The 25,736-nt window shown below is 61.8% G+C and carries 22 protein-coding genes; 11 read left to right on the forward strand and 11 right to left on the reverse strand.

The window, feature by feature from the left end:
- Positions 1-185: 185 nt before the first annotated feature.
- The gene (locus tag E4O98_RS13665; RefSeq protein WP_032878083.1) at positions 186-587 is read right to left on the reverse strand and encodes a response regulator; all 402 of its coding nucleotides are present in this window, start codon (positions 585-587) and stop codon (positions 186-188) included.
- A gap of 53 nt (positions 588-640) precedes the next feature.
- On the reverse strand, positions 641-838 hold the full coding sequence (locus E4O98_RS13670) for a Flp family type IVb pilin (protein ID WP_032878084.1): 198 nt from the start codon (positions 836-838) through the stop codon (positions 641-643).
- A 335-nt stretch (positions 839-1,173) separates the two neighbouring features.
- Here E4O98_RS13670 and cpaB point away from each other — a divergent pair, with 335 nt between their 5' ends.
- The 8 genes from cpaB to E4O98_RS13710 are packed head-to-tail and all read left to right on the forward strand — an operon-like array spanning position 1,174 to position 8,599.
- Complete coding sequence (gene cpaB, locus E4O98_RS13675) at positions 1,174-2,118, forward strand: Flp pilus assembly protein CpaB (RefSeq protein ID WP_032878085.1); 945 nt, start codon at positions 1,174-1,176, stop codon at positions 2,116-2,118.
- Positions 2,119-2,137: 19 nt separating this feature from the next.
- The gene (locus tag E4O98_RS13680) at positions 2,138-3,343 is read left to right on the forward strand and encodes a type II and III secretion system protein family protein (RefSeq protein ID WP_032878086.1); all 1,206 of its coding nucleotides are present in this window, start codon (positions 2,138-2,140) and stop codon (positions 3,341-3,343) included.
- The gene (locus tag E4O98_RS13685) at positions 3,340-4,533 is read left to right on the forward strand and encodes a pilus assembly protein (RefSeq protein WP_032878087.1); all 1,194 of its coding nucleotides are present in this window, start codon (positions 3,340-3,342) and stop codon (positions 4,531-4,533) included. The genes E4O98_RS13680 and E4O98_RS13685 overlap by 4 nt, the downstream gene beginning before the upstream one ends.
- Complete coding sequence (locus E4O98_RS13690; RefSeq protein WP_032878088.1) at positions 4,530-5,801, forward strand: CpaF family protein; 1,272 nt, start codon at positions 4,530-4,532, stop codon at positions 5,799-5,801. Before E4O98_RS13685 ends, E4O98_RS13690 begins: the two co-directional genes overlap by 4 nt.
- 8 nt (positions 5,802-5,809) lie before the next feature.
- Positions 5,810-6,691, forward strand: coding sequence for a type II secretion system F family protein (locus E4O98_RS13695; protein WP_216090688.1), 882 nt, complete (start codon positions 5,810-5,812; stop codon positions 6,689-6,691).
- A gap of 1 nt (position 6,692) precedes the next feature.
- Positions 6,693-7,580 carry a type II secretion system F family protein gene (locus E4O98_RS13700; RefSeq protein WP_005784440.1) on the forward strand — a complete coding sequence of 296 codons (888 nt, stop codon included), beginning with the start codon at positions 6,693-6,695 and terminating at the stop codon, positions 7,578-7,580.
- A gap of 10 nt (positions 7,581-7,590) precedes the next feature.
- Entirely contained in the window at positions 7,591-8,316 is a 726-nt protein-coding gene (locus E4O98_RS13705) for a tetratricopeptide repeat protein (protein ID WP_223018706.1), read from the forward strand.
- A gap of 10 nt (positions 8,317-8,326) precedes the next feature.
- Positions 8,327-8,599, forward strand: coding sequence for a DUF3613 domain-containing protein (locus E4O98_RS13710; RefSeq protein WP_223018707.1), 273 nt, complete (start codon positions 8,327-8,329; stop codon positions 8,597-8,599).
- A 75-nt stretch (positions 8,600-8,674) separates the two neighbouring features.
- Here E4O98_RS13710 and E4O98_RS13715 read toward each other — a convergent pair whose 3' ends face one another.
- Positions 8,675-9,460 (reverse strand): response regulator transcription factor, encoded by a 786-nt coding sequence (locus E4O98_RS13715; RefSeq protein ID WP_032878093.1) that lies wholly within the window; start codon positions 9,458-9,460, stop codon positions 8,675-8,677.
- Positions 9,461-9,583: 123 nt separating this feature from the next.
- Complete coding sequence (locus E4O98_RS13720; protein ID WP_248135517.1) at positions 9,584-10,033, reverse strand: prepilin peptidase; 450 nt, start codon at positions 10,031-10,033, stop codon at positions 9,584-9,586.
- A gap of 71 nt (positions 10,034-10,104) precedes the next feature.
- Here E4O98_RS13720 and E4O98_RS13725 point away from each other — a divergent pair, with 71 nt between their 5' ends.
- Both E4O98_RS13725 and E4O98_RS13730 read left to right on the forward strand, forming a co-directional pair.
- Entirely contained in the window at positions 10,105-10,542 is a 438-nt protein-coding gene (locus E4O98_RS13725; protein WP_032878095.1) for a TadE family protein, read from the forward strand.
- Positions 10,539-13,292: a PAS domain-containing sensor histidine kinase gene (locus tag E4O98_RS13730; RefSeq protein ID WP_148854576.1), complete on the forward strand. Its 2,754-nt coding sequence runs from the start codon at positions 10,539-10,541 to the stop codon at positions 13,290-13,292. The genes E4O98_RS13725 and E4O98_RS13730 overlap by 4 nt, the downstream gene beginning before the upstream one ends.
- On the opposite strand, the gene E4O98_RS13735 is transcribed toward E4O98_RS13730, so the two are convergent.
- The 6 genes from E4O98_RS13735 to pbpC form a co-directional block, all read right to left on the reverse strand.
- Positions 13,277-15,220 (reverse strand): pilus assembly protein TadG-related protein, encoded by a 1,944-nt coding sequence (locus tag E4O98_RS13735; RefSeq protein ID WP_032878098.1) that lies wholly within the window; start codon positions 15,218-15,220, stop codon positions 13,277-13,279. The two genes, E4O98_RS13730 and E4O98_RS13735, sit on opposite strands and share 16 nt — an antisense overlap.
- A 128-nt stretch (positions 15,221-15,348) precedes the next feature.
- A complete protein-coding gene (locus E4O98_RS13740) occupies positions 15,349-15,906 on the reverse strand; it encodes a DUF4136 domain-containing protein (RefSeq protein WP_032878099.1) in 558 nt (185 codons plus the stop codon).
- 44 nt (positions 15,907-15,950) lie between these two features.
- Entirely contained in the window at positions 15,951-16,553 is a 603-nt protein-coding gene (locus tag E4O98_RS13745; protein ID WP_032878100.1) for a DUF4136 domain-containing protein, read from the reverse strand.
- 24 nt (positions 16,554-16,577) lie between these two features.
- Entirely contained in the window at positions 16,578-17,327 is a 750-nt protein-coding gene (locus E4O98_RS13750) for a methyltransferase domain-containing protein (RefSeq protein ID WP_078820191.1), read from the reverse strand.
- Entirely contained in the window at positions 17,320-17,628 is a 309-nt protein-coding gene (locus E4O98_RS13755; protein WP_065951433.1) for a MazG-like family protein, read from the reverse strand. The genes E4O98_RS13750 and E4O98_RS13755 overlap by 8 nt, the downstream gene beginning before the upstream one ends.
- Before the next feature lie 161 nt (positions 17,629-17,789).
- A complete protein-coding gene (gene pbpC / locus E4O98_RS13760; RefSeq protein ID WP_050549357.1) occupies positions 17,790-20,120 on the reverse strand; it encodes a peptidoglycan glycosyltransferase PbpC in 2,331 nt (776 codons plus the stop codon).
- 99 nt (positions 20,121-20,219) lie between these two features.
- Between pbpC and E4O98_RS13765 the strand changes: the two genes are divergently transcribed.
- On the forward strand, positions 20,220-20,510 hold the full coding sequence (locus tag E4O98_RS13765; RefSeq protein WP_032878103.1) for a hypothetical protein: 291 nt from the start codon (positions 20,220-20,222) through the stop codon (positions 20,508-20,510).
- Between the two features lie 138 nt (positions 20,511-20,648).
- Here E4O98_RS13765 and E4O98_RS13770 read toward each other — a convergent pair whose 3' ends face one another.
- Positions 20,649-25,547, reverse strand: coding sequence for an alpha-2-macroglobulin (locus E4O98_RS13770; protein WP_148854575.1), 4,899 nt, complete (start codon positions 25,545-25,547; stop codon positions 20,649-20,651).
- Between the last annotated feature and the right edge of the window lie 189 nt (positions 25,548-25,736).

A 25,736-nucleotide genomic window follows, 5' to 3' on the forward strand; every position in this document is an offset into this window, starting at 1 on the left:
GAGATCAAAAGCAGATCAAGATCAAGAGCGGCTCGCTTCGCATCGTGGTTACGGTTGGCTGCGGCTACACAAGCTGTGTCCATACCCATGCTTATCGGGGGCAAGCCCCCCTCCCACATTTTGACCGAGGTGTATTAGTTCAATACCTGTCAGTTGTCAGGCAGCACTCGCATTTGATCCATCGATCAATGAGGCTTCGAGGGGGGAAACAAGTTATCCAGCGTATCAATCAACCGCACCAGATAGATCGGCTTGCGAAATAGATCCAGCACCTGCAAGCGCAGCATATCGCTGACATCATCCATCTCGGCATGACCGGACATCACGATCACAGGCAAATGCGAGCGAGAGGTATGTTCGCGCAGGCGCTTGATCAAGGAGATACCACTTTCCTCGGGCATACGCAGGTCGGTGATAACCAGGGCGATATCGGGATTAAGTGTCAGTTCTTGCAGGGCAAAAGTAACGGACGTGGCGGTAAAGCAGACGAATCCCTCGTTTTCGAGGGATTCGGCCAACTCGATCAGCGCATCCTCCTCGTCGTCCACCAATAGGATTTTTTGGCGGGATGACGAGGGGTTGCTCATGGGCAGTACCTGATAAAAAGAATCACCGGAACGAAAACGTACACCAGTTACGGTTAAGGCGCAGCTGGCAGCGCATCAGACACTTGCTTAAAGATGCCTTTTATCTTATCGCCAAGCCCAGTACCAATGCCGACGATAACCAACGCCACTATCGCCACAATAATCACATATTCAATAGCCGACGCCCCCTCTCTGCGACGCAGAAATAACTGGGCATGAATGTACAACTTCAAGAACAGGTCAAGGATCATAGGAAGATCTCCTTCATGCGCCACAAAGCGCCGTTACAGCTGGCCCGCACAATGATTGCCGTGTGCCACTAGAGCATTGTCAAGAAATTTAACACTCACAACTGTAAGAACGCATTAATCACAAAGTATTAGTCGCCGCAAACACGCCGAACATCCTGCATTTACAGGACCACCCTTGAACCTCAGATAATTTTTTCGTTCGGTAATGGCATTTTGTCCTAGCTGAGCTACCTTCAAATAGCCAAATCGTTAGTTGTTCATCACAGCCAAGTTGCGAATTTAACTCGTTTGAAGTAACGGGGAAAAAGCCGTGCAACAGGATAGGGAGAGCCGTCATGAACAGTCGCATCAGCATGGTCCTGGCTGGCTTGCTGCTTGTTGGGGCTTTGATTGCTGGGTATTGGGGCCTGGTGCTTAGCCGTTCTCCAGTGCCAGTGGCGGCCCCATCACCAGAACCTGTCATTTCCGTTGAAAAAACCGTCGCCGTCGTCGAGGACCAAACCCGCCAGCCGGTGGTGGTGCTGGTACACGCGGTGCCGCCTTTCGTCGCTCTCACTGCCGCCGATGTGGCGGTGGAAAAACTGCGCACCGTCCCGGCCGGGAGCCTCACTAGCCTCGACCAGGCCATCGGCCGCGCGCCTTTGCGTGCCCTGGGTGCCGGCACCTGGCTGAACGAAGAAAGCTTCACCGCCGGCGGCCCCCTGGCCCGCATGATCCGGGCGAATGAACGTGCCCTGGCCGTGGCTGTCGATGAAGTCATCGGGGCCGGTGGCCAGTTGAGCCCCGGCGATTACGTCGATGTGTTGCTGTTCCTGCGCCAGGACAATGCCAATGCCGAGCAGTCGGCACAGGTGGTTATTCCGGCGATTCGCTTGCTCAGCGTCGGCGATCAACTGGGCCTGGCCAACGACGGCCAACCCGCAGTGCCGCCACCGGCCACCGCCGAAGAACGCGCCCAGGCGGCCCAACGCCGTACCGCCGCGCGCAGCGTCGTGCTGGCAGTGCCAGAACCACTGCTGAGCCGGCTGATGCTCGCCTCCCAGGCCGGCACGTTGCGCCTGGCCGTGCGCAGTGCCGATGAGCAACTGCTCAGCCGCTATTGGGCTGGCGAAAGCGATACCCCGGACAAAGTGCAAAGCGCCAACCGCGACCTCTACCAATTCACCCAATTGGCCCTCAGCGGACCGCCGAAGAAAATCGCCCCCACGGTTGCCGACACCGGCCAGCGTCGCGGCGTCGAAGTGATTCGCGGCGCAGCGTCAGCACCCCAAACCCCCTGATTGAACAAGGATGCCTTGAATGAGCCAACGCTACGCTCAATTGGCCTTGGCCTTGATGCTGCCGTGCTTGCCCGTGGGCGTGGCGATGGCAGCACCGGGTAACTGCAACACCCTGGGCCAACTGCCCGCTGTGGTCGAGGTGGGCGAAGGTTTGCAAACCGAACTGCACTCGCCGGTGGCGATCACGCGCCTGGCCATTGGCGACCCGAAAATCGCAGACGTGCGGGTCAATGGCGACCGCAATTTCCTGCTGACCGGCGTCGGCACCGGCGCCACCAGCCTGATGGTGTGGACGAGCTGCTCGACCGGCCCGCGCCAGAGCATGGTGTTCGTCAAGGGCAAGGCCACTTCGGCGCTGACCAGCCAATCGCTGTCGCCCTCCGAAGACCCGACACTGCCCAGCCAAGTGCAGACCGACATCCGCTTCGTCGAAGTCAGCCGTACCAAGCTCAAGGAAGCCAGCACCAAGATCCTCGGCATGGGCAAGAACTTCTTCCTCGGCAGCCCCGACCTGCTGTCTCCAGCCGAGAGCGTGTTCAAATTGCCGGTGAGCGCTGACAGCTTCAACATCGGTTTCGGTGGTGGGCGGGTCAAGGCATTGATCAACGCGCTGGAGAGCAGCGGCTTTGCCTACACCCTGGCGCGCCCGAGCCTGGTGGCCATGAGCGGCCAGAGCGCGACCTTCCTGGCCGGTGGTGAAGTGCCGATCCCGGTGCCCAGTGCCGGCAGCGATACCATCACCATCGAATACAAGGAGTTCGGCATTCGCCTGACCCTCACGCCCACGGTTATCGACCACAACCGCATCGCCCTGAAAGTCGCCCCGGAAGTCAGCGAACTGGATTACAACAATGCGATCCGCATCGAGGGCATTCAGGTGCCGGCCCTGACCGTGCGACGTACCGACACCAGCGTATCGTTGGCCGATGGCGAAAGCTTCGTGATCAGCGGCCTGATCAGCAGCACCAACCGCTCCACCATCGCCAAGCTTCCGGGCCTGGGCGATATCCCGATCCTTGGCGCGTTTTTCCGTGACTCCAATATCCAGAGCGAAGAGAAAGAGCTGCTGATGATTGTCACCCCGCACCTGGTTCGACCCTTGGCGGCCAATGCGCAATTGCCGTCCTTGCCCGGCGAAAAACTGCGCAACTATGACCCGAACTGGTTCCGCCTGTTCTTCCTGGAAAACGGCAACTTCGACCGTCGCAGTGGACTTTCCCAATGAGCGATAGCCTGAGCCAGACCTTCCTGGCAATCACCCGCAACAGCACCGACCTGGAATGGCTCCAGGGTGCGCTGGCACCGCTGGGTCAAGTGATCAGCGTGGGCGGCGGCAGCCTCGACGAACTGCTGGCGCTGGTGGACGTGACCTTCGCCAACCTGGTGTTCGTGGGCCTGGACCGCGAGCACCTGGTGGCCCAAAGCGCCTTGATCGAAGGCGCACTGGAAGCCAAACCGATGCTGGCGGTGGTCGCGCTCGGCGATGGCATGGATAACCAATTGGTACTCAACGCCATGCGCGCCGGCGCCAGGGACTTTGTCGCCTATGGCTCGCGCTCCAGTGAAGTCGCCGGGCTGGTGCGGCGCCTGAGCAAACGCCTGCCGCCCACCGCGCCCAATGCCCACCTTGGCGGCCTGACCGTGCTCTACGGCGCCCAGGGCAATACCGATGGCGCCCTGCTCGCCAGCCACCTGGCGATGGTGGTGCAAAAGAGCGGCCAACAAACCCTGCTGCTCGACCTCGGCCTGCCCAAGGGCGACAGCCTCGCGCTGCTGGGGCTGGAGAGCACCTTCAATTTCGGCGACGCCTTGCGCCACCTGCGCCGCCTCGACACCACACTGATCAACAGCGCGTTCACCAGCACCGACACGGGCTTGCGCATCCTCGCCTACGCCGGCAACGAAGAGCCCCTGGAAGTGACCAGCGCCGCCGAGCTGTACATGCTGCTCAGCGCCCTGCGCCAGCACTTCCAACACATCGTGGTGAACCTCACCGGCCAGGCTGACAGCGAAGCGTTGCGCACCTTTGTCAGCCACTGCGACAAGCTGCTGTGGTGCACCGACCAGGGCGTACTCGACTGTCGCCGCAACCTCGCGGTGCTGAACCTGTGGCGCGAAAAAGGCATGAAACTCGACCATGCCAAGCTGCTTGTCGACCGCTATATCAAAGGCTGCGCGCCCGACACCGAAGCCCTGGAAAAAAGCTTCGGCCTTGAGTGCATCGCCGTATTGCCGCTGAGCCCCGAAGTGCGCCTGAACGCCAAGAACCAGGGGCAAAGCCTGTTCACTTTGGCGCCACGCGAAGCCTTGACCCAAGCCCTGCGTCAGCTGGGTGAGCGCCTGGCGAAACGCTCCGAGGGCATTGCAAAACCCTCGACGCGCTGGTTCGAGCGCCTGTTGGGGCCAGGTCGATGAACGGCGAAAAACTCTTCGGCGCCCCAACTCGCGGCGCCGCCGCGCACAACGATCACGACGGCCTGAAACTGGTGCTGCATCGCTACATCATCGACGCCATCGAGGAGTCCGGACAGAATTTGCTGGAAGGCTCGCGCCAATCCCTGGCGCAATTTGTCATCGACAAAGTCGCCGAATACATCACGCGCATGCACCTGGCGATCTCGCGCTATGAGATGGAGCGCCTGGCCGAAGAAATCGTCGATGAGCTGACCGGCTTCGGCCCACTGGAAGTGCTGCTGCGCGATGTGTCGGTGACCGAGATCCTGGTCAACGGCCCGCACCGGGTGTTTATCGAGCGCGACGGTGTGCTGTACCAGAGCGACCTGCGCTTTATCGATGCGCACCATGTGGAGCGCGTCATGCAGCGCATCCTTGCGCCACTGGGGCGGCGCCTGGATGAATCCTCGCCAATGGTCGATGCGCGCCTGCCTGACGGTAGCCGGGTCAACGCGATCATCCCGCCGATTGCCCTGGATGGGCCCTGCCTGTCGATCCGAAAGTTTCGCAAGGACATGCTCAAGAGCAGCGACCTGGTGGCGATGCAAACCATAGACCACAGCATCTTCGAGTTCTTCCAGGAGGCGGTGGGCAAGCGCTGCAATATCCTTATCAGTGGCGGCACCGGTACCGGCAAGACCACGCTGCTCAATATCCTCAGCCAATTGATCAACCCCCATGAGCGCCTGGTCACCATTGAAGATGTGGCCGAACTGCAACTGGGCCACCCCCATGTGGTGCGCCTGGAAACCCGCCCGCCCAATGCCGAAGGGCATGGCGAGGTCAAAGCCAGCGACCTGATCCGCAACGCCCTGCGGATGCGCCCCGACCGCATCATTCTTGGCGAAATTCGCGGCGTGGAAGTACTCGACGTGATGACCGCCATGAACACCGGCCACGATGGTTCCATGAGCACCGTGCACGCCAACAATGCCCAGGACGCGCTGCTGCGCCTGGAAACCCTGGTGGGTCTGACCGGGCGCGTGGTGGCGGAAAAAACCCTGCGGCAAATGATCTGTGCGGCACTCGATGTGGTGATCCAGCTGACACGCCTGCCCGATGGGCGCCGGTGCGTCAGCGAGGTGGTGGAAGTGGTGGGCGTGCGCGATGACGTGTATGTCACCAATACCCTGTTTCGCCTGGACCGCCGTACCGGTTTTGGCTTCCTGCGCGAGGCGCTCAACCCGGCCGGCGACAAGCTGCGGCGTGAATCGGCATTGCCGTTGTAGAGGGCACCATGACCGGACTTATCTTGCTGCTCATCTGCATCCTGCTGATCAGCCTGTCGGTGTGGCTGTTCCAGCGCGGGCTGCGCCAGGCGGGCACCGACCGCGTGCTGGAGCGTCTCGCCGACGGCCAGCCGTTGCCCCAGGAACCGAACGGCAGCTGGATTGCGCTGGAGCGCATGTTCCAGCGTGCCGGCCTGGGCAAACCCACCGATCGCCTCGGGTTGTGGCTCAGTTGCTGGGCCGTGGGCATGTTGCTGGGCTACCTGCTGGCCGACTGGCTGGGTTTGCTCACCCTGTTGATAGCGCCGCCGCTGCTGCTGCGCTTGTACATTGCCTGGCGCTACCAGCGACGCGTGCAGCGCATGATCGAACAATTGCCGCAACTGCTGGACCACAGCGTGCGCAGCCTCAAGTCGGGCCGTACCCTCGCCGATGCCGTACTGGGTGCTATCGACAGCACCGAGGCGCCACTCAAGCAGGCCATGAGCCGCATCCAGCGCAACGTGCAGATGGGCGTAAGCCTGCCGGAATCTGTCAGCGACTTTGCCGAGTTCTATGAACGCGATGAGTTTCGCCTGTTTGCCCTGGGCTTGAAGGTCAACCACCGCTACGGCGGCAACGCCAGTGAATTGCTGGAGAACCTGATCAAGATGATTCGCGAGCGTGAGCAGGGCGCACGCCAACTCAAGGCCATGACCGGTGAAACACGCATGACCGCTTATGTGTTGGCGGGCTTGCCCATCGTCATGGTGGGCTACTTCCTGATGGTCAACCCGGGTTATCTGATGAGCATGTGGAATGACGGTACCGGGCGCTATTTGTTGCTGGCCGCGGTGGCGCTCGACATCACGGGCACCTTCGTCATGTGGCGCATGTTGCGGAGTATCTGAAATGGCGATTCTGATCAGCATCCTGCTGTTGCTCGCCGCCGTCGCCTTGATAGCCGGCAACCTGCTGGAGCAACGGCGGCGCCAGCGCATGGTCAGCCAGCGCCTGCAAGGCCACCTGACCCGCGAAGACAAACTCGGCAGCCTGATGCGCCAACTGGGCGCAAGCCAGGTGGCCCAGCGCTCGGTCAGCCTGGACAACGAAACACAGACCCTGCTCAACCGTGTGGGCTGGCGCAAGGCCAACCAACGCTCGATGTTTGCCGCCTGCCAGGTCGGCGTACCGATCGTGCTGCTGGGCCTGACCCTACTGGGCCAGCAACTGCTGTTCCCCCATGCCGGCTCGCCGTGGATCGCGCCGGCGGTGGCCCTGGGGATTGGTTACCTGCTGCCCAAGCGCGTCCTGGCCCTCAGCGCCAAATATCGCCAGGAACGCATTGCTCGGGAAATCTCCACGTTCATTCCGCTGCTGCGCATCCTGTTCGAATCCGGCATGGCGGTTGAGCAATCACTGCGAGTGTTGAGCACCGAAGCCCAGCGCCTGCTCCCTGACTTGACCCATGAACTGCGCCTGATCCTGGCGCGAGTGGACTCGGGCCTGGAGCTGTCCGAGGAGCTGGGCAAGACCGCGCGCCTGCTGGCGGTGGACGAGTTCACCGACACCTGCATCATTCTTCAGCAACTGATTCAGCAGGGCGGCGGCGCGATGAAGTCGCTGCTGGCGCTCAAGCAATTGCTCGATGACCGCCGTCTGACTCGCCTGCAGGAATACATCTCGAAAATGTCGGCGAAGATGTCGGTGGTGATGATGGTGTTCCTGTTTCCAGCCTTGCTGATTGTGCTCGGGGGCCCGGCCATGATCGCCATCTCCCGCGCCCTGAATAACTTCTGAGGAGTCTGTTATGAAGCCACTGATTGTCGCCATAAGCGTGCTGATGCTGGGTGGCTGCGCCAGTAATGGCCAGGCTCCGTGGGCCGGCTTGCTAGCGCCCGGCAGTTGCCCCAAACCCAGCTCGGACCAGGAGCTGTCCTTGAACCTGGCCGACGACATGGCCAACGAAGGCAAGCTGCACGCCAGCCTGGCCAACCTGCAAAACCTGCCCGCTACCTTGCCTCAGGTGCGCCAGCGCCAGGCCCGCGCCTATCGCCTGCTGGGCCGCACCGAGGCCGAGCCGTTGTACCGCAGTTTGCTCGGCACCTGCCTGGCCGCCGATGGCGAGCACGGCCTGGGGCAACTGGCATCGGCCAAGGGCGACAATGGCCAGGCCATGGCCCATCTGCAACGTGCGGCACGCCTGGCGCCCACCGACGAAAAAATCCGCAATGACTTGGGCGTGGTGTACCTCGATCAACTGCGCCTTGAAGACGCACGCTTTGAATTCATGACCGCCATCGAACTCAAGCAGAGCGATCAATTGGCGGCGGTGAACCTGGTGACCTTGCTGATTTACCAGGACAACTGGGAGCAGGCCGCAAAAGTGGTCGGCCAACTCGGGCTGAGCCCCGAGCAAGTGACGCAGGCCCAGGCACGCGCACAACGCATCAAGGGGGCGACTGCGGCAACGGTACGTCCATCCAAAGACCAGGTAGCGGCCGTCAGCGACACGCTGCCGGCGTCTGTGAAATAGGGAGTCGATGATGAAAATCCATTACCTCGCCAGCCTCGCATTGCTGGCCCTGCCCTACGCAGCATCGGCCATCGAGGCCGGGCCCTCCTCCCCGCAACAGGCGGAAACAGAAAACTGGATGGCCCTGCAACTCAGCGGGCGCGCAGCCTCGGCCAACCCGCAAAAGACCACGCCGGCGGAACGCGAGCAGGCGCTGAAGCGCTGGCTGGACAGCAACAAGCATCCGATCCCGGAGTTCTTTGATCAGAAGGTGGGCGGGTCTGCGCAGAGCGGGAATAAATAGGGTGACTGTGGGAGGGGGCAAGCCCCCTCCCACATTGAATCTCTACCTGCTTTTGCTCTGCCGTTGACTGGGCTTTCAGTGCGCCGTCACCCGCTGGCCCATCGCCGAGTTGCTCGGTGACAACGCCAGCGCCAACTGTGTGCGATTGTGCATATGGGTCAGGCGCAGCACCTGGGACACATACAGCTTGACCGTGTTCTCGGTGATCCCCAGTTCACAGGCAATCTGGTAGTTGGTCTGCCCCTTGCCGACCAGGCGCGCCACGTCCAACTGGCGCGGAGACAACTGATTGAAGATCGCCGGGATTTCCACTGGCCCGGCTTCGTCAGCCATCGCCTCGCCGTCGCTGGCCTTGGGCGCCGGGTTGCGCCGCACCTTGTCCAGGTCCATATACAAGTCATTGATGGATTCGGACAGGTACTGCAACTTCTGGTTAAGCGTACCCAGTTGCAGGTCCTTTTGCCGCTCCTCCAATGCCGCTTCCTGGCGCTTGAGGCCTTCGAGCAGTTCATCCAGGTTGATCGGTTTCTGGTAGTAATCGGCGATCCCTGCACGCAGGGCCTTGATCACATCCTGCTTGTCGGCGCGCCCGGTGAGCATGATCGCTTCAAATGCACGATGCTTGCCGGCGACGCGTTGCAACGCCTGAACCAGTTCGATGCCATCCATGTCCGGCATATGCAGATCGCACAGCACCAGGCCGATCAGAGGGTCTTCGCTGAAACGCTCTATAGCTTGTTTGCTGGACTCGCACGGGACACAACGGTACCCGCTGCTTTCAAGAAATTCACAGAGCTCCTCTACGATTAACGGTTGGTCGTCGACTACGAGCACTTTTACTGCAGATGTAAGCTTGTTCACGCGCTACTCCATGCCTGGCAAGCCAAAAGGTGACCTATCCTTTCTGACGAAAAATCCCACAACCACTCATTAAACGTAGACGTACTTTCTGACTATGTACATACGACTAATCAACTCGAACGACTAGTGGATCCAAAGCCAGCAGGCGGCATAACCTGTCAGAACAAAGGGTGCAAAAGGCTGTTTTGTTGACACCTTCGCGTCCCGCTCTACATGGCTTGAGCTAAGCCCTTGATGCATAAGTGCCCATGCCACCATGGCGATGCCCGCGCCAATCAGAGACCCCAGCAGATACTCGGTATTGGAGGCCAGGCCCAGGGCTGCCAACAACTTCACATCCCCGGCGCCGAAGCGGCCCAACGCATAACCCGGCAGGGTCAGGGCGAGCGCCAGCACCAGGGCCAGGCCGCCATCGCTGCGTGGAGCACCGAGCCACGTCGAGCCGGTCCACAGCAGGTAGATCAACGCCAGTAATCCGACGCCCAGGGTCAGCGTATTAGCAATTTGCCGCTCACGCATATCCTGTAAAGCGCACAGCCCCAACCACAGCAATATCACTACATTCTGGATCACGTAAAAAACATCCCTTTTTGCCGAATGATTCTATGCTGATATCAGGTACTCGCCTCAGGGTAGACGCAGTCATGAAATCAGGCCTCCCGAGAAAGCAAAAAGGTGCGGCGGCGATCGAGTTTGCCTTGGTCTTCGTAATCTTCTTTGCGGTGTTCTACGGCCTCCTCAGCTACAGCTTGCCGCTGCTGCTGATGCAGTCGTTCCACCAGGCGGCGGCAGAAGGCGTGCGCCGCAGTGTGTCACTGGACCCAGGCACCGCAGGCTATTCGGCTTTGGTTGTGCAGCGCGCCAAAGATGCAGCCCAGGCGCAGTTGAACTGGATCCCCGGCTCCTTGAATTTTTTGCCCGGCTACATCACCGCCACTTACACCAATAACTTGCTGACGGTGAAAATCACTTATCCATCAGCCAACATCAAAGCGGTATTGCCGGCCCTGGTATTGCCTGGCGTTGGCACCGTTCCGAACCTGCCCACCAACCTGACCGCTACCTCGAGCCTTCAGTTTTGACGACGGGGGATAAATTGTTCGCACGCCTGCGCGGGCGCAGCAGCGCCTTGGCCCTGGATGCCCCGGCAACGCCTGCGCCGGGCCTGCAGTTGCAACTGGACAACCTGGGCCAAGTGCTAAGCATTGCCGGTAGCCTGCGGCCTCTGCTCGATCAACACCTGGTCAACACGCCCAACCCGCCGTTGCGCACATTGCTGTGCCCAAGCAGCGCGCTGAGTGTCGAAGGTGCACCGCCGCAATGGCAACGACAGGGTCTGGACCTGGACTTTCAGGGTGCCGCCGGCCTGGTTCTGCACACCCGCGGCTGGGTTGAGCCAGAGGGCGACGGCTGGGCCCTGCGTCTGCTGGATGTCACCGACCTGCTGGCCGACCGGGCACGGATGCAACAGCGCGAACAGAACCATCAACTCGCTAGCCTGATGAGCGAACAACTGCGCGTGTGCAGCTTCAACCGCCTGCCACAGGTGTTCAACGAGCACCTGCGCAGCGTGGCCCAGCGCTGGCGCATACCTTGCGTAGCGATGGCGCTGCTCGACGAAGACGATCAGGGTTGGCGCATCTACAGCCAATACGCCGCCCATGATGCCCCGGCCCTGTGGCAAACCGGGCAACATCTTGGCACCAGCCTCGACAGCCTGAACGGCAACATGCCTCTGAACCTGGACATTGCCCTGGGCCGCAGCGAGAACCCGCGCCTGCACAGCATCTTCGGTAATGCCGGCGGATTGCTGGTGCCCTACCGCGACAGCCACGGCGTGGCGGCCTGGTTGTTGTGTGGCTGCTACGACGGCCAGGTGGATCACACCCGCGAACGTGACTGGCTCACCCTGTGCGCCGCCCTCGCCGCGCCACTGCTGAGCCGCCTGCGTGAACAGCGCCACCACCAACAACTGGAACGGGTGGAAGCCTTGCAGGGCCTGCTCGGCACCGGCTGGTGGGAACTGTTGCCCGCCACCCAAGAGATCCAGCTGGCGCCACAATTGCTGCGCAACCTGAGCCAGGAGGACGGCCCCACCCGCCAGGCCCTCGACACCTGGCTCGGATTGATCCACCCCGCCGACCGCCAAGCCCTCAATAGCCGTCTGCAAGATCTGCAAGCCCTGGGCAAGCCGTTGCTGACCAGCGTACGCCTGCAACGCACACAGGCCGAGCAGGCGCCGCTCTGGTATCGCATACAGGGGCAAGTGCTGGGCGTGGGCAGTGAGCGGCGCTGGATCGGCTTCATGCTCGACATCAGCGACATCAAGAACCAGCAACTGCAAGCCGCCTCCGCCCATGCGCGCCTGGACAACCTGATTGCCAGCTCACCGGCGGTGATCTATGTACAGCGCTACGTCAACGGCGCGCTGCACCCGGCGTTTTTCAGCGCCAGCCTGTTACCGCTGCTGGGCTGGACCTTGGCCGAGTGCAACCACGACACCCTGGCAACGCTGATCCATCCCGACGACCGCGAACTCTACTTTGAACGCACCCGCCAACTGCTGCGCGAAGGCACCGTGCGCAGCCGCTACCGGTTGCGCGATAAACAAGGCCATTACCACTGGCTGCTCGACGAAGCCAAGCTGTTGCGCGATGACCTCGGCCTGCCGGTGGAAGCCGTGGGCCTGTGGCTGGACGTGACCGAAGCGACCCTGGCGGCTGAGCAAGTGCGCCAGAGTGAGGAGCGCTACCGCATCCTGGTGGAAGACTCACCGGCAATGATCTGCCGCTACCGGCCCGACCTGATCCTGACCTTCGGCAACACGCCGCTGGCCAACTACCTGGAATGCCAGCCCGCCCAATTGCCGGGCATTGACCTAGGCCAATGGCTGTCGGATGAACAGCGCGCGTCCTTTGTGCAACGCATCGCGCGATTGACCCCCGAATTCCCGGTCAGCACCGCCGAGATCAGCCTGCAACTGCCCGGACGCGAACATGCCTGGTGGGTGTGGTCCGACCGTGGCGTGTTTGATCAGCAAGGCACCCTGGTGGAAGTGCAAGCCGTGGGCCGCGACAACACTGAAGTGCGCCGCTCACAACAACAACTGACCCAAAGCGCCAAAATGGCCACCCTCGGCGAAATGGCTACCGGCCTGGCCCATGAGATCAACCAGCCGCTGAACGTAATGCATATGGCCGTCGTCAACGTGCTCAAGCGCCTGGGCAATGGCGATGTGCAAATCGACTATCTCACCGAAAAACTCCAGCGCATCGACGCCCAGGTGCAACGCGCAGCCCGGGTGGTCGACCACATGCGCGTGTTCGGCCGTCGCTCGGAAATCGAGCAGCAACCGTTCGACCCGGCGCAAGCGCTGGAAGGCACCCTGGCGTTGCTCAGCGAAGGCTTGCGTGGCAAAGGTGTGGAAGTGCGCATCACACCTGCGGACTTTGCGGTGCAGGTCAAAGGCTACGTCGATCAGTTGGAACAGGTGCTGATCAACCTGATGGTCAACGCCCGCGACGCGCTGCTCAGCCAGCGCGAAAAGAATCCCGCACTGCGCCCCTGGATTGCCCTGTACAGCGAGCATGACCGCCACCATGTACGCATCTGGGTCGAAGACAACGCAGGCGGCATTGACCCGCGCTTGCTGGAACGGATTTTCGAGCCGTTCTTTACCACCAAGCCAATCGGCGTAGGCACCGGGCTGGGGCTCTCGGTGAGCTATGGGATTGTAGAAAACATGGGCGGGCGCCTGAGCGTCAGCAATGGCGAGGCGGGAGCGAAATTCTGCGTAGAACTGCCCATCGTCCAGGATCAGATCACCAGGTAAGCCCGGCCCATATGGCAGGTGAGGTTGGCGCCAACTTCGGCGTTGCCCAAGTTGATGCCCAAGGCACTGAGCAACGTGTTGACGATGGGATCAAGGATCGGCGACAGCACGTTCTGGATCAGCCCCACCACCGCCGTGGTGATTGTCGCCAGCAGCCCGGCGACGCCAGCCAGCGCACCGTTGGATACGCTGCCGCTGGGCGGTGCGTAAGTCACCTGCAAGCCATTTAAAGTCGCCGCCAGGCTACCGACGATATTGGCTGTGCCCGGCGCGAACTTATAGGTCGGCGGCGCATTCATCTCGGCAACCGGCGAAAACACCATCGTGCTGGTTTGCGCGGCAATGGTGGAGTTGGCCTTCAACAGCAAACCGCCCCCCACATTGGGTGTACGGGTGGGGCTGCACAACAGCGTCAGGACAACACAGTAGCGCTCGCCAAAATCGATCAGCCTGACAGGCTGCACATTGACAGGTGCGGATGAAGAAAAAGCCGCTACCGGATCCACCGTACCAACCGCCAGGGTAGCCAGGGACGTAGTGGTTTTCACCGTCAAGGATTTGGAGGCCGGCGAGTCGCAATTGAAGTCCGTGACATGGGTTTGCGCGCTGCCGGCTTCAATGTAAATGGCCAGCGACGTCGTAACATCAACATCAGCCACATTGCAGGCCACCAGGCATAGCACCCCTCCCACCACTGCCGGCAGGTTGAGGTTCAACAAGCCCTTGACCACTTGAGACACCGGCGTACCCAGCCCCGTCAATATGGAAGCCACGCCGGACACGGCCTTGATAATCGGCGCCTGTACGGTCACCAATGTGCGCACTTGCGCAGTACGCACAAAAATCTGATCGGTCGGAGGGACATTCAATAAGCCCTTCTTCGCCAATGCCGGATTGCCAATGGCCGACAACTGCGGCGGCTCAATGACTTTGGTCTGGATCGAAACGTTGCCCACCAACGGAACATTCAGTTGAGCCGCCGCACTCACAGCATTCTTGCTACTGGACAATTGCGCCACTGCCTCCAGCAGCTGAAACAATTGCACATTGCTGTTCAGCGCCGCTGTCGGCGTGCCAGTGGCGATGTCGATCAGGTCCCCCACCGTCAACAGCTTGGAATTAGGCGCAATCGCTTCAATAGAAATCACGTCATTGATCACCGACGTGACCGCCGCGCCGTTTTTCTGCAAGACCTTGACGGCGGCATCGATCAACTGGGTAGCGGAGACGGCGGTGTTAAGTAATGCATCGTAGTCTCCAGCCTTTACCTGCAAGTCGATCGCTAACTGGTCCAGATAACTGAGCAGGTTGACGTTGGTCTGCAACAAGCCGTTCCAACCGGCTGCCGTGAGCGACAGGTTGCCCCCCAGCAGGTTGCCGATGACCAGGTTCAGTATTGGCGACTTGCTCGAATCGACACTGGCCAGGCTGCTGCGGATCGACAACTGCGCTACCGGAGGAGGCGTCGCCGCGACAGCGGTGGCGCTCAGGTTGATTTGCGCGGTGATCGGCGCGCCACTAAAGAGGTTCCACAGACCGTTGGCGATGCTGCTCATCACCGTGCGCGAAGCCACCACGCGGATCGCGTCGCTCTTGGTGGCATCGGCGGTAAACACCCGAGTGTTCAGGGCGTTGGTGGCCAGGGTCCCGCACGTTACGGCCAAGGTGCGGCCATTGCCGACCACAAAACCATTGCGCGCAGCGTTTTGCGTGGCGTAGGCGTTGGCCGTGGTGTTGGCGCCGCACTGACCACCGAGGCCGGCCGCTTCCAGCGCCGAAGTATCGGCGACGGACTGCAGCTTGCGCTTTTCCAGATACAGACGCCCGCTGTCGACCGCCAGCAACGTAAACACCAGGGCCAAGGCCAAGGTGCCTGCCGCCATCAAGCCTATTGCCCCACGCTGCCTGGAACCGAATCGGGGAGACATCGAAGCACTCCTGCGCTAACTCACCGGGGTTGCACTGGAGTGTAGACAAGGGACAGGCAGGTTGCTGGCAACTCGCCACATTGACGACTGATAAAAGTTTCCCTCCCACATTAGTTATCCGATGTTGATTAGTGCGGAGGATAGTTGGAAAGGATTTTGGTCACCGTACTGCGGATGGCCTTGCTGCGATCTTCCGGATTAGGCGTGCTGGCCATCATTTGCTCGTCGCTGCCGCGCCACACCAGTTTGCCGTCCTTGCCGTCGAGCAGGTCGATCTGGATGGTCGCCACTTTATAGGTGATGTTGCGCGTTTCGTTGTACATCGGCGCGCCCCAGTAGCCATTCCATGGGCCGCCCCAGGCGCCGCCGTAGTTGGTGGTGACTTGTTGCTGGCGGTCTTCGACGATCAGGTACGCCTGTACATTCAGGTCGGCCTTGGTACCTGCCGCTGCCGGGCGCAGGCCGCGTTGGTCGAGTTGCTCGCCCACGGCCTGGCGGATGCGCTGCTCGGTGAGGTCGCTCTTGATCCGCGGGTCATCGGGGCGGTACTGCAACGCCGGGTCTTTCCAGGCCCAATTGCGGTAGGCGCCAAAGTCGCGGCTGGCGTCGAAATCGTGGTTGACCTGGTTGCTCTGGCAACCGCCCAGCAACACAACAACAGCAAGTGCAGCGATGCGACCCAACATGATGTTCTCCAGAAAACGACATGAACCTGAAATGAGAATAGCTGCTAACTGGGCGGATAGGCAGCCATTGCCTTCTGCATCGCCTTGCGCAAGCTATCGGCGCGCTCACTCAGGCTGCCCTGGCTGGTGGTTTCTGCGCTGGTGCTCCACACCGGCTGGCGGGTGCGGGCGTCGAACAGGCTGATGCGCGCCACCGCCACCGTCACTTCATAGGTGCGTACCACAGGCACTGTGTTGTACATGCCATAACCGTTGCCATAGCGGTTGTAGCCACTGTAGCCATACCCGTAATCGTCCTGGACCTGGCGCAGGCGCTTCTCCAGGCGCACATCGGCACTCACCAGCAGGTCGGGCACACGGTTGTCATGCAAGGGGCGCAGGCCGCGCTGGTCGAGGGCGCCGCTGACCGCCTCGGCAATCTGTGCCGAATCGGCCCAGGCCGTACCCGCCGGCAGTTGGCCGTTGAGCCAGCCCCAACTGCGATAGGCGCCATAGTCGCGTACTGGTGCCGGATAGGCGCTGGCATCAAAGGTCGTGGCCGCCTGCGCCGGAGCCGGCGGCATCGGCGCTGAAGCGGCGACGTAAGGGTTGGGGCTGGAGCACGCCCCCAGCCCCAGGGATAACAGGATTAAACCGAGACGACGCATTTCGACCTCCGCAGACTGGGCCGCTTAAACCGGACGGCAGATCCAGTGCAAATAACGCCCAAGCCCGGCAAAGCTTGGGTGACGACGATGAGCGAGCTCCATCTCCAACAAGTCCTGCAAATCGGCGCGGGCCTGGAATTCCATCGGCATGTAGTCGTGAAACACCCGCACCCCACTCTGGCTTTCGACCTGCCACAACCCTTCGAGTTGCGCCGCCAATTCCCGAGGGTCGAGCGGTTGCTGCGGCGTGAGGCTCTGCTTTTCACCGGCCATGTCGTTCTTGCGCATTTTGCGAAAGTGGCCTTTGAGCAGGTTGCGGTAAATCAACGCATCGCGGTTGTAGAACGCCAGGGACAACCAGCCGCCGGGCAGCGTCAACTGATGCAGCACCGGCAGGATGGCATGGGGTTCGGCCAACCATTCCAACACCGCGTGGCACAGCACCAGATCGTAAGGCTCGGTGAGTTGGCCGAGCAAGTCTTGCCATGGCGCATGAATAAACGTCGCACTTTGGCCGGCGTCGGCAAAACGTTGGCGCGCACCGTCGAGCATCGGCTCAGCGGGTTCAGCCAAGGTCACCTGGTGGCCGCGCTCGGCCAGCCACAGCGACATATGCCCCAGGCCCGCGCCGATATCCAGCACGCGCAACGGACGATCAGGCAACGCTTCAAGCAAGTCAGCCTGAAGCACCGCCAGGCGAATCGCGCCCTTGGCGCCGCCATAGATTTTCTCGGCAAAACGCGTGGCCAACTGGTCGAAATGACGATCACTCATGGGCAAACCGCCGCTCGCTGTCGGCCAACTTGGCACGCACCACTTCATTCATGTCCAGGCCCAGCTCACTGCACAGCAACAGCAGGTACAGCACGATGTCACCGACTTCCTGGCCCGCATGGGCGAGTTTATCGGCGGGAAGCTGGCGGGATTGGTCTTCAGTAAGCCATTGGAAGATTTCCACCAGTTCGGCCATTTCCACACTGGCGGCCATGGCCAGGTTTTTCGGGCTGTGGAACGGCTTCCAGTCGTTGGCATCGCGGATGCGGTGCAGGCGTTCGGTGAGGTGTTCGAGGTTCATTGGGGGGCTCCTGAATGGGTATAGCTTCAGGGGGATGGGGATTGAAGGCAAGTGAATAGCGGTGGTGTTCTCAAGGGCGCTATCGGGAGCAAGCCCCCTCCCACACTCTGATTTGTGAACACATTTCAAAATGTGGGAGGGGGCTTGCCCCCGATGAGGCCCTAATCAACCACACTAAACTCAAGCCTCGCAGTTTGCCCGGCCTCATCCAACACGCTGAGCTGATAGCGCCCCAGCCGCTCAAAACTGGCATTGATACTGTCCTGATTGGCGCTATCACCCAACGGCGCGCCATTAAGGAACCACCAGCGCCGACCGCTGCCGCCCAACGCGGAGATTTTCAGGCGCAAGGCTTGTTGGCTGGCCGCGGGCAGGCGCAACTGGTCGCCCTCGCGCACGCCCACAATGGACAATGGCGAAGCCGCAGCCAGCGCCGGTGGCGGGCAATCCGGGTCAGGCGCAGGAATGCGCGCTTCACGGCGCTCAACCCTTGGCAACCAGGGCTCCAGCGGCGCGGGCCACAGGGCAATATGCCTCGGCACCGCGCCAGGGCAATGGGCATCAACCCGCAAGCCCTTGGCATTGACCCAGATGCTCTCCATCAGCCCCACGCTCAAGGGTTGATCCAATGCCTGCAAGGTAGGCGGCGTAGTGTTGTCCAGGGTCCAGGCAAACCGCTGGCGCCGGCAATTGGGGTCACTGCGGGCCATGGGCTGGCCCAGCGGCCAACAGATTGCCGCCACGCCGATATTCGCCGGCACCGGTTTGACCGGGGCACTGATGCCGCGTTGGCTGTCGCGGTTGGTCAGCACGTCATGCACCTGCAGCATCAACGGCGCCGCCGACGCCAGGCCGAACTGGCCCGGCACGGGTGTGCCATCGGGCCTGCCAATCCAGACGCCGATCAAATAACGCGGGCCCACGCCAATCGCCCAGGCATCGCGAAAGCCATAGCTGGTGCCGGTTTTCCACGCCAGCACCGGGCGTTGCACCAGCTCGGCACGCGGGTCGCGGTCGGGCCGTGCCTGGCCGCTGAGGATGCGCCGCACAATCCACGCAGCCCCCGGCGACAGCAAAGGCCGCTCCCTGAGCGCGTCCTCCGGCTGTAGTCGCAACGTCGCGCTTTTGCCATCACGGGCCAAGGCGCTGTAGCCGCTCACCAGGTCCTCCAGGCGACTGCCCGCGCCGCCGAGGATCAGCGCCAGGTTCGGCTCGGCCAGCGCCGGCAGCGCCAACGGCATGCCGCCGATGCGCATCTGTGCGGCAAAGCGCTTGGGCCCGTAGGCTTCCAACAGTTGCACCGCCGGCAGGTTCAACGAGCTGGACAGCGCCGTGCTCGCCGGCACCGCCCCGGTAAAGCCCATGGAAAAGTTGCCCGGCCGATAATCGCCGTAACGCCGGGGCACGTCCTGCAACAGGGACTCGGAGTGAATCAGGCCGTCGTCCAACGCCATGCCATACAGGAAAGGCTTCAGGGTCGAACCGGGCGAGCGCAGCGCACTGATCATGTCCACGTGGCCAAAACGCTTGGTGTCGTTGATATCCACCGAGCCCAGGTAGGCGCGCACTGCCATGCTTTCCTCTTCCACCACCAGAATCGCTGCCGAGGTGTGTTCCGGCAGGCGTGCACGCCAGCCCAACAGGAGGTCTTCGAGGCGGCGTTGCAGGGTGGCGTCCAGGGTGGTGCGAATCAGCGGCGGGCTGTCGGGGCGGTTCAGACGCCGCGCCAGCAACGGCGCCAGGCTCGGTTCCAGGCGCGGGGCGAGCAGCAGCGGTTCTTGCAGGGCTTCATCAACCGCAGGCTGCGGCCACACCTGGAATTCAGCGAGGCGGCGCAGCACTTTGTCGCGGGCCTCCTGGGCACGTTGCGGATGACGGTCCGGACGCAAGCGACTGGGCGCCTGGGGCAATACCGCGAGCAAGGCGGCTTCGGCGTGGGTCAGTTGTGAGGGCGACTTGCCCAGATACGCCCAACTCGCCGCTGCCACGCCCTGCAGCGTGCCGCCGAAGGGCGCACGATTGAGGTAAAGGTTGAGGATTTCGTCCTTGGACAGGTGCCACTCCAACTGCGCGGTACGCCACAGTTGACGCAACTTGCCATGCAGGGTGCGTGAATGCGGGTCGAGCAAACGCGCCACCTGCATCGACAAGGTACTGCCGCCGGACACCACCCGTGCACCGGTCAGGTTTTGCCAGGTCGCGCGTACCAGCGCTAGCGGGTTTACCCCGGGGTGTTGGTAAAACCAGCGGTCTTCGTAAGTGAGCAGCGCGTCGAGATAATACGGCGACACCTCGCGCGTCTGCACCGGGTAGCGCCATACGCCGTTGGCATCGGCAAATCGCCACAGCGGCGTGCCATCTTCGGCCAGCACCACACGGGCCAGGTCGTCCTGGGGCAGGGGCAATGGCCAGATACGATCGGCCAGCCATAGCACGGCGATTACCAACAGCAGGCTCGCCAGGGTCCAGCGGGCAACAAAACGCAAATTCAAGCGGCTAAACCTCTATGCTTGTAGGGAACTAGCCACGCCCCATCGCGACAAAAGGCTCAGTGCTGGCAATTTCGTCCACTTATTCATCGAGACACACCTATGCAAGCAGACTTTTTTGGATGGCTGGGTAACACACTCGGCTTGATCATCCACTACATCATCGAGTTCTTCAGTGGGCTGTTCAATATGCTATCCAACGCCGGCGGCAACTTTGTCGATGGGATGTCTCGAGCGCTAGGCATGGACACCTCGATCATCAGCATCATCACCCTGATCGTCGGGTTGCTCTTCTTATACTCGGCGGTACGCGCCTTTATGCGGGCCTCGATCATAGTGGGCATCATCTGGCTGCTGCTGGGCCTGTGGTTGCTGAGTTGGGTTGTGCACTGATTTATCTGACAGCCCCAATCCCTTGTAGGAGGGGGCTTGCTCCCGATAGCTGAGTGTCAGCCAATGATGCTGTGACTGATTCACCGCTATCGGGAGCAAGCCCCCTCCCACAAAAGCCCCCCACTTCAACTTCAGCGATCAGCGGCCCTTGATCACCATATCCCCCGGCGTCTCGCCCACCGCCTGCCAGTTCGGCCGATACATCGACTCCACTTGCGGCGGCGGCACGCGATAGGTGCCAGGCGTCACCGCACGTGCCAGGTACAGCAAGTGCGTGGTGCCGTAGCCGTCCAGGTTCATCGCCGCCACATAGCGATCATCCCTGAACTCCTGATGCTTGAGCGATGCGTTCTGCATCGACTCGCGCCACTCCTTCACCTGGCTGCTGGCGTTCTCAAGGCTCGCCGCGCTTTGTGCCAGGTTTTGGTTTTCCAGTTCCAGGCCGGCGGGCAGCAGGTCTACCACCAGGGCATCCGGCACGCGCTGCTTGGCACTGACGGCCAGGTGCACCAGCACCAGGTCGCCGCTGTCGAGGCTGCGCAGGTTCAACGGCTGGCCGTTCATGCCCAGGTATTCGCGGCGAATGCTCAGGTTCTCGCCGCCCGCTGCCGGTGGCAGTTGTGGGTAACCTGAAATAGTCAGCTGCTGGTAAACGGGGGTCTGGCCCTGATTGCTCAAGCTCAGGTCGCTGGATAGCAGCTTTTCATCCAGTTGCAGCGTGGACTGCTGGTTGTTCAGCTCCCGCGCCCCGCCACTGCCGGTCAGCGACACCTGCCAGTCAGCCTCGGGCTTGGCGAAGCCGAGCCGCCCGGCCAGGAACAGCGAGTTGCGCTCCTGAGTCGACAGATACGGGCTGGCCGCCAACTGGTCCGACAAGGTAAACAGGCGCTCTTCACGTTTGCCCTTGGCCAAGTCGTTTTCCTCCAGCAGCGCCAGGATCATCGCCTGATCGCGCAATGGGCTGCCGTAGTCGGCCAGCCATTCCTTGGCACTGCGCTGCGCCGCCAAACCGGCGAGCAAGGCTTGATCGGCACGCGGCTGGTCGCCCATTTTTTGCAAGGCGATGGCCAACTGCACCAATGGCAAGCCGGAACGCGCATCACTGCGGCGTTCGAACAGGCTGCGCAAGGCACCCAACGGCGCCTGCTGACTGCGCGCCAGCACCATGCCGGCGTAGGCCTGTACGGCAAAACGCGTGTGCTCGGCGTTGTCGCTGTAGTCGACTTCAATCAGGTTGCGTTCCTGCACATACCGCAGCAACCGCTCGCTGGCCTTCTTCAAGGCTTCAGGCGGTACGGCAAACCCCTGGTCGCGGGCGCGCAGCAGGAAGTCGGTGACATAGGCGGTCAGCCAATATTCTTCCTCGCCGTCAGCGCCCCACAAGCCAAAGCTGCCGTTGTAGCGCTGCATCCCCAGCAGGCGTTCGATGCCCAACTCGATCTTGCGCTTGCGCTCGGCATCCGGTTCGCCCTTGATGCTCAGGCGCTTGAGCAGCGCATCATCGGCATAGAGCGACGGGTACAAGCCGCTGGCGGTTTGTTCCAGGCAGCCATAGGGGTAGGCCTTGAGCGCACTGATCTGTGCACCAAGGTTCAACGGCGGCCGGCTCGACAGGCTCAACAGCGCCTCACGCCCCGAGGCATCGAACTGATCGAGCGTGCCCGCCGGCAGGCTCCACGGCTGATCCTTGAGCACAGCGCGGTAATGCTTGAGCAAGGCCGGGTACGCCGGGCGCACGCCCAGGGTCCATTCGCGGCTGAACGGCGGCAGGTTTTCCCCCGGCAGGTCCAGGCCATTGACGGTGACCTTGACCTTGCCCTGGCCGAGACCGCCCCAGGCTTTTACCGGAATACGCAGGGTGGTGCGCTGGCCTTGCTTGAGCTCAACCGATTGCGCGCCGCCGTTGACCAGTTCCAACTGCCCTTGCGCGGTCAATTGCACATCGAGTTTCTGCGCCTTGCCCGACAGGTTGGAGAGGTCCAGGGCCAAGGTGGTCTGGTCGCCTCCGGCCAGGAAGCGCGGCGCCGAGAGTTCGGCAATCAGCGGTGCGGCGATGACCGTCTTGCCCTCGGCCATGCCATAGCGATCATCGCTCCAGGCCTGGGCCATCAGGCGCAGTTCGCCGTTGAAGTCGGGGATATTGACGCTGACTTCGCCCTCGCCTTTGTCGTTCAGGGTCACCGGCGCGCTTTGCAGGGCAACGATGGTCACGCTGGTGTCCGGGCGCTTGCCGCCTTTGGCCAACGCCGCGTCACCGCCAAATGCCAGGCTGGCGAGGCGCCCCTGGCCGGCTTCGATCAACTGGCCGTAGATATCGAACTGGTCGACGCCATAGGCTTTGCGGCCGAACAGGCTGGAATACGGATCAGGCGTGGGGTATTCGGTGATATTGAGGATGCCCACATCCACCGCCGCCAGCAGCACATGCACCTGTTGGGGCACGCTGCCATCGGCGTTTTTGGCGGCGATCTTCACCGTCAGAGGTTGTTTGGGGCGCATTTTTTCCGGTGCAGTGAGGGTCAGGCCGAGTTTGCGCTGGGTACGATCCAGCGGCAGGTGCAACAGGCCCACGGCACGTTTGGGGGTGATATTGGCTTTGCGCTCGCCGGGGCGAATCACCAGGGCGCTCACATACAGATCATGGCGCGACCATTTCGGGTCGAGCTTCACCGCAAAGCTTTTGCCTTCGGCCGGTACGTCGATCTCCTGCCACCACAGCGGGCCTTCGGCGGATTCCACCAAGAGGTAGCCTTTACCGGCAGCCGGTGGCGTGACGGTGACATTGGCGGTGTCGCCATCGCCATAGGCCGGTTTATCCAACGCCAGCTTGACCTGGTCGGGGCGCACGGCGCCGCCTTCGGTGTTGTCCTGGGCCTGGTAGCCGGCCCAGAAGCGCACGCTGCTGACCAGTCCGGTCTGCGGGTCTTCCACCTCGACACGGTACGGGCCCCACTCCACCTGGAAGCTGACCTTGGCGGTGTCGCCGGCCTTGATGTTCAGGGTCTGCTCATCGAGGTTGAGGAATTTCTCGTTGAAGTGATAGCTCCAGCCATCGTTCTCCGAGTAGTTCCAGTAGTAGTCACGGCGCTCACGCACCAGGCGCACCTTGAGGTTTTGCGCAGCTAGTTTCTGACCGTCCTGGTTGGCCACCAGCACTTCGAATTCCACCGGGCCATCGCCATTGGTTTCCTTGCCGTCAAACAACCCGCGCAGGCCCGGCAATTGCTCGGCCGGCCAGATCGGCTGCACCAGGCGTCGGGTGATGGGCCGCCCGCCGGACTCTTGCAGGCTGGCTTGCACAATCAGTTGCAACGGAGATTTGGCCTCGGCCCATTTGCTTTCCAGGGTCAGCGCTTGCTCGCCGTTGGCGTCGAGTACGCTTTCGTCCAGTTCGAAATCCTGGCTCAGCTCTTCTTCAGTGACGGAACCGAACTGGTACCCCGGCAAGGATTTGACCGCCTCACGCAGCGGGCGCACATAGACCTGGCCGCTGACCCGATTGCCGGATGCCGGTGCGCCGTACAGATAGCGCCCATTGACCTGAATGACCGGGTTCTCCGCCGGGCTCAGTGCGGTTTCACTGCCCTTGAGTTCCAGTGCCAGGCGTTCGGGCAGGAAGTCTTCGACGAGGAATTCATACAGTTGCGGCTTGCCGTCACCCAGGTCAAATACCAACTGCCAGCGCCCGGTCGGTGCTTCGCCGGCCAGTTGCAGCGCGTATTGATACAGGCCGGAGGCATCAGCATCCCACACAAACTTGCGGCTCACCTGTTCATCCGGACGACGCACCTCGACGCTCACCGGCTGCGGCTTGACCGCGTTGCCATCCTTGTCGCGCAACAGCGCATTGAGCAGCACGGTTTCGCCGGGGCGATACAGGTCACGCGGGCCGAACACAAAGAACTGCAGCGGGTGGGACGGCTGCCCACCGATATCGAACTCGGCCAAATCCAGCGCGGCGCTGTCCAGGCGCAACAGGCTGGTCTGCTCGCCTTGTTTGGCCAGCAACACCTGGGCTTTTTTCGGCAGTGGCAGCTCGGCGTGACCACCGTCTTCAGTCTTGCCCTGGCCGAGTACGCGGCCTTCCGCATCGAGGATTTCCAGTTCGACGCCGTTCAGTGCCTTGCCGCCTTCCAACGCTTGGGTAAACACATCCAGGCGATTGGCATAACGGTGCACCGACAGGCCGATGTCACTCAAGGTAAACAGCGTGGCCGGTTGCGAATAGTTGTAGGTGCCCGAGGCACGCATCACCGCCAGGTACACGCCCGGCTGCTGCAATTGCTTGAGGCCGGCAATCGGCAGCAGCAGGGTTTCGCGAGTGTTGCGTGCCGGGTTCAGGTCGAAACGCCCACCGTAGACCAGCTCGGCCATTGGCAGCAGTTCACGGGACTCATAGCTTTGCAGACTGGTATTGCGCCCCCACTGCGCCAGGAACGACGGCAGGGATTCGGGCTTGATGCGGAAGAATTCGACGTCGATCTTGTCGACGTTCAGCGCGATCACCGGCAAGCCCTCGGCCAGGCGCGTCGGCAGCAACGTGCCACGGCTGGCGAAGCCGACGGTGGCTTGCAGGTCGCGCGTTTCCAGGCGGGCGCTGTATTCGGCGGCGAGGGTGTTGCCGTTGACTGCCTTCACCCCGGCGTCCACGGTCAGCACCAACTTGCGCTGCGGCTCCAGGTGGCGCAGGCGCAACTCCATCAGGTTATCGGAAAGCTCCCAGGCGCCATCGACCTTGCCGGACTTGCTGTCTACCAAGTGCAGCTTGTCGGCGAACTTCTGATCCGGGTCCAGAGGAATGGAAAAACTCACCGACAAGGTGCTGGCCCCGTCCAACTGCACCTCGGACACGTCCACCACGCTTAACTCGCGCCCGGCATAGCGCTGCTTCAGCGCCGCCACGTCGACCGCCGCCTTGGCGGGTTTGGGCACTACGCTTGCCGCGGCGGGTGCCGTCGGTGCAGCGGGCTTATCGGAAGAATCACAGGCGCTCAGCAGGGCCAGCGCACAAGCGAGGAACAGTCCTTTGTTAAGCATGGGGCACTCGTAGTCAGAGGGAACCGAGGGGTGAACTATATATCAGCGCCGCGCTGGCTGCTGCGGTGCCGGTCACATTGACCGACGGAGGGAAGTTTGGTTCTGGGTGCCTTCCGGGCTAAACCAAATCCCACAAACAATGCAGTTCAAAATGTGGGAGGGGGCTTGCTCCCGATGGCGGTGTATCAG

This window comes from Pseudomonas sp. W2Jun17 (assembly GCF_023127795.1).
In the GTDB taxonomy this organism is placed as follows: domain Bacteria; phylum Pseudomonadota; class Gammaproteobacteria; order Pseudomonadales; family Pseudomonadaceae; genus Aquipseudomonas; species Aquipseudomonas synxantha_A.

Coding starts and splice junctions, on each gene's coding strand:
- E4O98_RS13665 (WP_032878083.1), bottom strand. CDS start 587: ATGAGCAACCCCTCGTCATCCCGCCAAAAAATCCTATTGGTGGACGAC.
- E4O98_RS13670 (WP_032878084.1), bottom strand. CDS start 838: ATGATCCTTGACCTGTTCTTGAAGTTGTACATTCATGCCCAGTTATTT.
- cpaB (WP_032878085.1), top strand. CDS start 1,174: ATGAACAGTCGCATCAGCATGGTCCTGGCTGGCTTGCTGCTTGTTGGG.
- E4O98_RS13680 (WP_032878086.1), top strand. CDS start 2,138: ATGAGCCAACGCTACGCTCAATTGGCCTTGGCCTTGATGCTGCCGTGC.
- E4O98_RS13685 (WP_032878087.1), top strand. CDS start 3,340: ATGAGCGATAGCCTGAGCCAGACCTTCCTGGCAATCACCCGCAACAGC.
- E4O98_RS13690 (WP_032878088.1), top strand. CDS start 4,530: ATGAACGGCGAAAAACTCTTCGGCGCCCCAACTCGCGGCGCCGCCGCG.
- E4O98_RS13695 (WP_216090688.1), top strand. CDS start 5,810: ATGACCGGACTTATCTTGCTGCTCATCTGCATCCTGCTGATCAGCCTG.
- E4O98_RS13700 (WP_005784440.1), top strand. CDS start 6,693: ATGGCGATTCTGATCAGCATCCTGCTGTTGCTCGCCGCCGTCGCCTTG.
- E4O98_RS13705 (WP_223018706.1), top strand. CDS start 7,591: ATGAAGCCACTGATTGTCGCCATAAGCGTGCTGATGCTGGGTGGCTGC.
- E4O98_RS13710 (WP_223018707.1), top strand. CDS start 8,327: ATGAAAATCCATTACCTCGCCAGCCTCGCATTGCTGGCCCTGCCCTAC.
- E4O98_RS13725 (WP_032878095.1), top strand. CDS start 10,105: ATGAAATCAGGCCTCCCGAGAAAGCAAAAAGGTGCGGCGGCGATCGAG.
- E4O98_RS13735 (WP_032878098.1), bottom strand. CDS start 15,220: ATGTCTCCCCGATTCGGTTCCAGGCAGCGTGGGGCAATAGGCTTGATG.
- E4O98_RS13740 (WP_032878099.1), bottom strand. CDS start 15,906: ATGTTGGGTCGCATCGCTGCACTTGCTGTTGTTGTGTTGCTGGGCGGT.
- E4O98_RS13745 (WP_032878100.1), bottom strand. CDS start 16,553: ATGCGTCGTCTCGGTTTAATCCTGTTATCCCTGGGGCTGGGGGCGTGC.
- E4O98_RS13750 (WP_078820191.1), bottom strand. CDS start 17,327: ATGAGTGATCGTCATTTCGACCAGTTGGCCACGCGTTTTGCCGAGAAA.
- E4O98_RS13755 (WP_065951433.1), bottom strand. CDS start 17,628: ATGAACCTCGAACACCTCACCGAACGCCTGCACCGCATCCGCGATGCC.
- E4O98_RS13765 (WP_032878103.1), top strand. CDS start 20,220: ATGCAAGCAGACTTTTTTGGATGGCTGGGTAACACACTCGGCTTGATC.
- E4O98_RS13770 (WP_148854575.1), bottom strand. CDS start 25,547: ATGCTTAACAAAGGACTGTTCCTCGCTTGTGCGCTGGCCCTGCTGAGC.